Origin of the sequence: Methylobacterium sp. B1 (assembly GCF_000333255.1) — a bacterium.
In the GTDB taxonomy this organism is placed as follows: Bacteria; Pseudomonadota; Alphaproteobacteria; order Rhizobiales; family Beijerinckiaceae; genus Methylobacterium; species Methylobacterium fujisawaense.
This window is the reverse complement of sequence record NZ_BACT01000053.1, coordinates 1-7,967: the sequence shown is the minus strand read 5'-3', so window position 1 is coordinate 7,967 and position 7,967 is coordinate 1. Positions and strand designations below refer to the sequence as shown.

Below are 7,967 nucleotides of genomic sequence, written 5' to 3'. Positions count from 1 at the left end.
CTTTCCCCGGTGCGCAGCGTCGTGCGGCTGCCGAGCGCCGCGAAGATGCCGGCGAATTCCACCGCGATGTAGCCGCCGCCGATCACCAGGATGCGCTCCGGGAGGCTCTCCAGCTCGAACACCTCGTTCGAGGTGATCGCCAGATCGATCCCGGGCACCGCCGGCTCTTTCACCGGATGCGCGCCCACCGCCACGAGGATGCGTTCCGCCCGGACCGTGCGGCCGGACTTCAGCAGGCGGACCGTGTGGGAATCCTCGATCACCGCCCGCTCGGGCACGATCTCGACGCCGGCGCGGATCAGGTTGGCGTCGTAGATGCCTTCGAGCCGGGTCACCTCCGCGTCGCGCCGGCTCTTGAGTGTGCCCCAGTCGAAGCGGGGCTGTCCCACCGTCCAGCCGAAGCCCGCGGCATCCGCGAACTCGTCGGCGAAGCGGCCGGCATAGACCATCAGCTTCTTCGGGACGCAGCCGCGGATCACGCAGGTGCCGCCGACGCGGTACTCCTCGGCCAGCATCACCCGCGCGCCGTATCCAGCCGCGATCCGCGCCGCGCGGACACCACCGGACCCGCCGCCGATGACGAAGAGGTCGACGTCGAACGCGCTCATGCCGGACCGTCCCGCTCGGATCTCTCGTTCGCGTCGGCTGGAGACGCCGCACGCATCCAGGTGATGGCAGCGCCGAGCCCCGCCGTCCACCATGCCGCCCAGCCGTTGTGCTCGACGAAGGCGATCGCCGCCGCGCAGGCCACGAGACCGAGGGCCGCGGCGCGGTCCGGCTGCGTCAGCCGCGCGATCCGGGCAAGCATCAGCATCAGCGTCAGGGCGGCGAGGAGGGCGCCGGGCAGGCCCAGCTCGGCCCAGATCTGCAGGAAGCTGTTGTGCGGATGCCCGACCCCGAGCAGGACCCGCATCTCGGGGGGCACCGTCTCCGCGACGGGCGTCTCGGCGAAGCGCGCGCTGGTGCCGAAGCCCGCGCCGCGCCAGGGATCGGCCGCCACGGCGGCGCCGAAGCTGCGCGCGATCGCGACTCGTGCCCGGGAGGAGGACTGGACGAGCCGCTCGTGCGCCGCCTCCGGCATGGCGCGGGCGAGAAGGTCGCCCTCGACCGGGGCGAGCGCCACGGAGAGGCCGAGACCGAGGCCGGCGAGGCCGAGACCTACCCGCAGGGGCAGCATCCGGGCCAGGGCGGCCATCGCGGCGCCGGCCAGCAGGCCGAGCTGGGCGGCGCCGCTGATCGAGCGGAGGACGCCGAGCGCCGCGAAGCCCAGCACCGCCGCCGCCAGGCCCCGGGCGCTGCCTTTCCAGAGCACCAATGCCAGCGGACCGGCCACGAGATCGAGGGTCAAGGCCGGCCGGTTGTGAACGAAGGCGGCGATCCGGCGCCCGAGCGCACGCTCCAGGGCAAGATCGGAGGCGAGGTCGATCGCGATCAGGAGGCCTGCGAGCCCGACCGCGATCGCGCCGAGGCGCGGCGCGAAGGCCGGTATGCGGCCGGGCGCCAGACAGGCGAGCAGGTAGGCGGCCAGCAGCGTCGGCAGGAACTCCCCGAGAACCCGGAGCGACGCGGCCGGGAACGGGCTCCAGGCGAGCGAGATCAGGGCCCAGGCCAGGAAGGCGAGCGCTGCGCCGGCGAGCGGCGTCCGGAGCGGTCCCAGCAGATGGCGGCGCAGGGCGGCCGCGTCCTCCGCCCAGCGCCCGGCCAGGAAGGCGAGCGCCGCCAGCCCGCAGATGAGCGGGCTCGATCGGTTGGCGAGCACCATGGCGAGCGGCATGACGGCGAGGAGCACGCCGCCCGCCGCGTAGAGGCGGCCGGCCGCGCTCATGGTCGACCTCTCACGGCGATCGATCCGCGGGGGCGGCCACCCTCACTGCATCTGATGCCCGCGCTTGCCCATCTCGGCGCGGACGCGGACCATGACGTATTCCGAGACGTCCTGCGTCCAGTCCTGCATCTCCTGCACCATCTCGTCGAGAAGCTGCGGCTGCGCCTCGACATAGTGCTTCCCGGCGGGCGAGCGGAAGAAGGTCGCGATCTCCTTCAGCTCGGCTTCGGAGAATTTCGACGCGTAGGTCCGCGCCGCGATGTCGATCATGCGCTGCTTCTGCAGTTCCATCTCCGGCTGCAGCGAGGCCAGGACTTCCTCGAGATCCTTGGAAAGCTCGGGCCTGGTGACCGTCTGCTTGCGGATCTGATCGGCGAAGGCGGGCAGCACCGAGTCGAACGAACGGGCGATGCCGGAGCTGAGCATCACCTCGCGGGCGAGTGCCAGATGGCTCGGCGAAAAGGTGGAGGCCGCCGGCGTATTGGCGGCCGGGGTGCCGCCCGCCGGGACATTCGGCTGCGCCGTCGGCTTGGTCGGCGCGGGTTTTTGAGGCTGGGCTGCAGCTGGATGCGGAAGCGCCAGGAGCGCGAGGCCGAGCGCGAGGCCGGGCGCGGCGATGAGGCGTCGGGACATGCTGGACTTTCTTGCGAGGATGACCTGCGATTGAGGACGGCGCCTCAGGCGAGGCTGCCGAGAACGGTGACCTCGGCCTGCCCGTCCCGCGCCGCCGCCAGGATCGCGGCGTCGGCGATGCCGAGGAACAGGCCATGCTCGACCACGCCCGGCACGGCCCACAGCGCGGCGCCGAGAGCCTCGGGATCGGGAATCGCACCGAGATGCGCGTCGAGGATGTAATGGCCGCCGTCGGTGACCAGGGGCTTGCCATCGGGCCGGCCGCGCAGCCGGACCGCACCGGAGCAGCCGGCCGCCGCGACCGCCGCCTCGACGGCCCGGTGCGTGGCCTTGAGGCCGAAGAGATTGACCTCGATCGGAAGCGGGAAGGCACCCAGCCGCGCCACGTGCTTGGCCGCGTCGGCGATCACCACCATGCGGCGGCTCGCGCAGGCGACGATCTTCTCCCGCAGCAGGGCCGCGCCGCCGCCCTTGATCAGGCGCAGCTGGTCGTCGACCTCGTCGGCGCCGTCGATGGTCAGGTCGAGTTCCGGCTGCTCGTCGAGGGTCGCGAGGCGGATGCCGAGGCTCTCCGCCTGGGCCCGGGTCGCCTCGGATGTCGGGACCCCGAGGATGTCGAGTCCGGCGCCGACCCGCTCGCCAAGGAGCGCCACGAAGGCCGCCGCCGTGGATCCCGTCCCGAGGCCGAGCCGCATGCCCGGCTCGACTAGGTCGAGGGCGCGGGCGGCCGCAGCCCGGCGCAGATCCGGCCCGCTCACCGGGACACCGCCCGATCGGCGAGGTTGGGCGAGGAATCGCGCGTCATGGGCAGCCGCTCTCTCCGTGAGATTCGGTCGGCCCGTAGCACGGGACCGGGCCGACCGGAACGCCCGCGCCGGCAAGGCGGCATCACGGCCGCCCACCCTGTGTCGGCGTGGCGCTGGCCCCGGCCCGACCGGGCGCAGGTCCGGTCAGCGGCGCATCGGACGCGCTCTCGACCCCGGGCTTGCCCTGCTGGGTGCAGACGACCTGCTCCTTCTTAACCAGCACGAAGCAGATGCTCATCTCGCCGGTCCGGTAATTCACCCGGAAGACCCCGGCTTCGCGGGTGTGGCGGCTCGCCACCAGCCCGTATTCCGACGGGGTCTGGGGCCCGGCGCCCTCGCCCGGCCCGAAGCAGACCGTCTGGCCGATTCCCCCCGCCGATTCCTGAAGCCCGTACTGGCAGGAGGTGACCTCTCCGGTCACCTTGTCGACCCGGTACATCCGGTTCAGGTCGGTCTGTGGCGCGGGCACGAACTCGAAGGAGGTCGCGGCCGCCGGCAGGGTTTGGAGCACGGCGCAGACGGCCAGAAGGGGCAGAGACGGTTTCATCGCGGATCCCGGGGCTGGTACGCGCTGCGTTTCGCCGCGCTTTCAGGCGAGTCTGGGGCGCTGGGTGAGACGATCGGTGCATCTGCCGCCTCCCCTCCGCCGGCTTGCCCCGCATCGCCGGCCCCGATAGCGACGCCGTTTCGAGATCCCGGCCAGCACGGAGCCCCGCAGGCATGCCCACCGAACCGACGACCCCGCCCCCGATCGCCGTGTTCGACCTGGATGGGACCCTCGCGGAGACCGCAGGCGACCTGATCGGCACGCTCAACGTCCTGATGGCGCGCGAGGGGTTGTCGGAGCTGCCCCTTTCCCAGGCGCGTGGGCTGATCGGGGCCGGCGCCCGGGCGCTGATCCGGCGCGGCTTCGAGGCCGAGGGTCGGCCGCTCTCGCCGGAAGACCACGACCGGCTGTTCGATGCCTTCATCGACCATTACGGGGACCACCTTGCCGACACGACCTACCTTTTCCCCGGCGTGGTCGAGGCCCTCGATTCTCTCGAGGCGGCGGGATTCACGCTGGCCGTCTGCACCAACAAGTTCGAGGGGCAATCGGTGGAGCTGCTGCGCCTCCTGGGCATCGGTCACCGCTTCGCGGCGATCTGCGGCCGCGACACCTTCCCGCAAGCCAAGCCCGATCCGCGCCACCTCACCGGCACGATCGCACGCGCCGGTGGCGATCCGGCGCGCGCCGTGATGGTCGGCGATTCCCGGACCGACATCGACACCGCCAAGGCCGCCGGCATCCCGGTGGTGGCGGTCACCTTCGGCTATACTGATCGCCCGGTTTCCGAACTCGGGCCCGATCGGGTGATCGAGCACTTCTCGCAGCTTGTCGAGGCGGTGGGCGCCCTCGTACCGGCCGCACTCGCCTGATCCTCAGCGCAGCCAGGTCTTCAGCCGCGACACCGCTTCGCGGCACTCGGCCTCCGAGCCCGCGAACGAGAACCGGACGTGGTGGTGGCCGAGATCCGGGTCGAAATCGAGACCCGGCGTCGCCGCGACATCGGCCTCGTCCAGCATCCGCCGGCAGAAATCCGAGGCGTCGTCGGTGAGGTTCGAGACGTCGGCGTAGAGGTAGAAGGCGCCGTCGGCGGGATGCACGCGGCCGAGGCCGAGGGCCGGGAGCGCGTCCAGCAGGATCGCGCGGTTGCGGGCGTAGCCGTCGCGCACGGCGTCCAGGTCCTCCGTGGCGTCGAAGGCCGCCAGCGCACCGACCTGCGAGAGGTAGGGCGCCGAGATGTAGAGGTTCTGCGCCAGCCGCTCGATCGGGCGGACCAGCGCCTCCGGCACGACCATCCAGCCGACGCGCCAGCCGGTCATGCAATGGTATTTCGAGAAGGAGTTGATGACGACCGCGTCGGGGTCGAAGCGCAGGGCCGTGACCGTGGGCAGGCCATAGCTGAGGCCGTGATAGATCTCGTCGGAGATCAGCGGCAGGCCGAGGATGCGCGTCGCCGCGCAGAGATCCTGCAGGGCGGCCTCCGTGATCACCGTGCCGGAGGGATTGGCCGGGCTCATCACCAGCGCCCCGGCGACCGGCGCGCGGGCATGGGTCTCGCGGAGCAGGGCGGCGGTCGGGGCGAAGCGGTCCTCGGCGCGCAGCACCATCGGCGCCGGAACGAGGTCGAGGGCCGTCAGGATGCTGCGATAGGCCGGGTATCCGGGCTGCGGCACGGCGACCCGGTCGCCGGAATCGAACAGGCTCATGAAGGCGAGGACGAAGCCGGCCGAGGATCCGGTCGTGATCACCACCCGCTCCGGGCTCACCGCGACGCCGTGCCGCTCGGCATAGTCCCGGGCGATGCGGGCCCGAAGGGCAGGCAGGCCGAGGGCCTCCGTGTAGGGGATGCGGCCGGTGGCGAGCGCCGCCTGCGCGGCCGCGATCACCGGGCCGGGCGCGGGGGCGGAGGGCTGGCCCACCTCCATCCGCACCACGTCGACGCCAGCCCGCGCCTTGGCGGCGGCGGCGGCCATGACATCCATCGCGAGGAACGGCTGGACTGCGGCGGCCCGCCGGGAGATCGGGGTCATGGCATCCCTCGCTGCAAAGTCGTCTGCGCCGCGCTGCCGGCGCGCCGGGGGTAGACCCTCGCGGCCCGCGCCTCAACCGGATGCCGGACCGGCAGCCGCGACCGATTCGATCGGTACGGGCAGGATTTGACCGGACGCCGCGAAAACGCCTAACCCAGCCCCTACCGCTCGCGCCACGCGCGGGCCGGCCTGCCGCGCAAGCGAGGATCCATGCCTTTCATCCGCCCCCTGCCCGCGCTGGTCCTGGCGCTCGGCCTCGTCGCCGTCCCCGCCCTCGCGCAGACCGCGACGCCCCCCGCCGCGCCCTTCACGGACGCGCAGCGCGCCGGCATCGAGGCGATCGTCAAGGATTACCTGATCAAGCATCCCGAAGTGCTTCAGGAGGCCCTTGCCGAGGCTGAGAAGCAGCAGGCCGAGACGCAGCGTCTCGCCCAGGCCGCCGCCTTGAAGGAGTCGCGCGAGGCGCTGCTCAACGGGCCCCACGATGTCGTCGCCGGCAACCCGTCGGGCGACGTCACGCTGGTCGAGTTCTTCGATTACAATTGCGGCTACTGCCGCAAGGCGCTGGCGGACGTCCAGACGCTGATCAAGTCCGATCCGAAGCTGCGGGTGGTGATCAAGGACTTCCCGGTGCTCGGCCCGGAATCCCTCGAGGCGAGCCAGGTGGCCATCGCGGTGCGCCAGCAGCTCAAGGGCGACAAGCTGTGGGAGTTCCACCAGAAGCTCCTGGAGACCAAGGGCCGGGTGAACGGCGCCCGGGCGATCCAGGTCGCCAAGGACCTCGGCGCCGACACGACCAAGCTCCAGAAGGACATGGCCTCCCCCGAGGTGAAGGCCGCGCTCAGCGAGAACCGCGGTCTCGGCGACCGTCTGGGCCTTTCGGGCACGCCGGCCTTCATCATCGGCGACGAGGTGATTCCCGGCGCGGTCGGTGTCGAGCCGATCCGCAAGACCATCGCCGACGTGCGCCAGTGCGGCCACGCCTCCTGCTGAGCTGACGGATCGACCCGACGGACCCCGAAGGCGTTCCGCGCAGCCTTGTCGCGCCGGGGCGCCTTCGTCTAAGAGCCGCCAGCCGCAGGGCCGCGGTGGAGGTCCAGGGCCGAGCCCGGATGGACGCACCGACGTGCCGCGAGACGAAGTAGGCCGGATGCCAAAGAACGACGCCATCGATCCCGAACTCGTGCGCGAGCTCGCCAACCTCGTCACCGAGACCGGCCTGTCCGAGATCGAGGTCGAGAAGGGCGACCTGCGCATCCGTGTCGCGCGGCGGCTCGAACCCGTGAATGTTCAGGTGGCGGCGCCCGCGCCCCTCGCGGCCGTGGCCCCGCCCCCGGCGGCGGCCGCGGCGCCGTCCCCCCTCGCCCCGGCCGAGCCGGCCCGCGCGCAGCCCGGCACCGTGCCCTCGCCGATGGTCGGGACCGCCTATCTCCGGCCCTCGCCCGACGCCAAGGCCTTCGTGGATGTGGGCTCGAAGGTCGAGGTCGGCGACAAGCTTCTGCTCATCGAGGCGATGAAGACCTTCAACGAGATCGTGGCGCCCCGCGCCGGCACGATCAGCGCGATCTTCGTCGAGGACGGTCAGCCGGTCGAGTTCGGCGAGGCCCTGCTCGTCATCACTTAGGACGTCCGCCGGGCGCTCGCCGCTCCGTCCCGGACGATGCCGCAACTCAAGAGGATAGAGCATCCTGCGCGGTCCGGGATCGCCAGGACGCCCTAACGGGTCCGATGTTCGACAAGATCCTGATCGCGAACCGCGGCGAGATCGCCCTGCGCATTCTGCGGGCGGCGAAGGAACTCGGGATCGCCACCGTGGCGGTCCACTCCACCGCCGACGCGGATGCCATGCATGTGCGGCTGGCCGACGAGAGCGTCTGCATCGGGCCGCCCGCCGCCCGCGACAGCTACCTCAACATTCCGTCGATCATCGCGGCCTGCGAGATCACCGGAGCGGATGCCGTGCATCCCGGCTACGGCTTCCTCTCGGAGAATGCCCGCTTCGCCGAGGTGCTGGCCCATCACCAGATCGGTTTCATCGGCCCCAAGGCGCAGCACATCCGCACCATGGGCGACAAGATCGAGGCGAAGCGCACGGCGCTGAAACTCGGGATCCCCTGCGTGCCGGG

10 protein-coding genes are annotated in these 7,967 nt (G+C 71.7%); 4 read left to right on the top strand and 6 right to left on the bottom strand.

The annotated features are described in order from the left end of the window. The 5 genes from I53_RS01590 to I53_RS01570 all read right to left on the bottom strand — a co-directional run. Window positions 1-608, bottom strand: a 608-nt coding sequence (locus I53_RS01590; RefSeq protein ID WP_043345950.1) for an FAD-dependent oxidoreductase, incomplete at its 3' end; no start/stop codon positions are given. Continuing rightward, window positions 605-1,825, bottom strand: coding sequence for an O-antigen ligase family protein (locus I53_RS01585; RefSeq protein WP_083935934.1), 1,221 nt, complete (start codon window positions 1,823-1,825; stop codon window positions 605-607). The genes I53_RS01585 and I53_RS01590, both read right to left, overlap by 4 nt. A 42-nt stretch (window positions 1,826-1,867) precedes the next feature. Then, window positions 1,868-2,458 carry a DUF2059 domain-containing protein gene (locus I53_RS01580; RefSeq protein ID WP_043345948.1) on the bottom strand — a complete coding sequence of 197 codons (591 nt, stop codon included), beginning with the start codon at window positions 2,456-2,458 and terminating at the stop codon, window positions 1,868-1,870. Window positions 2,459-2,502: 44 nt separating this feature from the next. Continuing rightward, a complete protein-coding gene (gene rpiA, locus I53_RS01575) occupies window positions 2,503-3,216 on the bottom strand; it encodes a ribose-5-phosphate isomerase RpiA (protein WP_043345946.1) in 714 nt (237 codons plus the stop codon). A gap of 130 nt (window positions 3,217-3,346) precedes the next feature. Then, window positions 3,347-3,811 carry a hypothetical protein gene (locus tag I53_RS01570; protein ID WP_043345945.1) on the bottom strand — a complete coding sequence of 155 codons (465 nt, stop codon included), beginning with the start codon at window positions 3,809-3,811 and terminating at the stop codon, window positions 3,347-3,349. A gap of 173 nt (window positions 3,812-3,984) precedes the next feature. On the opposite strand from I53_RS01570, the gene I53_RS01565 reads away from it, so the two are divergent. After that, the gene (locus tag I53_RS01565) at window positions 3,985-4,683 is read left to right on the top strand and encodes a phosphoglycolate phosphatase (protein WP_043345943.1); all 699 of its coding nucleotides are present in this window, start codon (window positions 3,985-3,987) and stop codon (window positions 4,681-4,683) included. 3 nt (window positions 4,684-4,686) lie between these two features. Here the strand turns inward: I53_RS01565 and I53_RS01560 are convergent, their stop codons facing one another. Next, on the bottom strand, window positions 4,687-5,841 hold the full coding sequence (locus tag I53_RS01560) for a pyridoxal phosphate-dependent aminotransferase (RefSeq protein ID WP_043345942.1): 1,155 nt from the start codon (window positions 5,839-5,841) through the stop codon (window positions 4,687-4,689). A 210-nt stretch (window positions 5,842-6,051) separates the two neighbouring features. Between I53_RS01560 and I53_RS01555 the strand changes: the two genes are divergently transcribed. From I53_RS01555 to I53_RS01545, 3 genes are all read left to right on the top strand, one after another. Next, entirely contained in the window at window positions 6,052-6,834 is a 783-nt protein-coding gene (locus I53_RS01555) for a DsbA family protein (protein ID WP_043345940.1), read from the top strand. A gap of 157 nt (window positions 6,835-6,991) precedes the next feature. Further along, window positions 6,992-7,465 (top strand): acetyl-CoA carboxylase biotin carboxyl carrier protein, encoded by a 474-nt coding sequence (gene accB / locus I53_RS01550; RefSeq protein ID WP_043345938.1) that lies wholly within the window; start codon window positions 6,992-6,994, stop codon window positions 7,463-7,465. Window positions 7,466-7,569: 104 nt separating this feature from the next. Continuing rightward, the coding region (locus I53_RS01545; protein WP_043345937.1) for a biotin carboxylase N-terminal domain-containing protein at window positions 7,570-7,967 on the top strand (398 nt) is incomplete at its 3' end.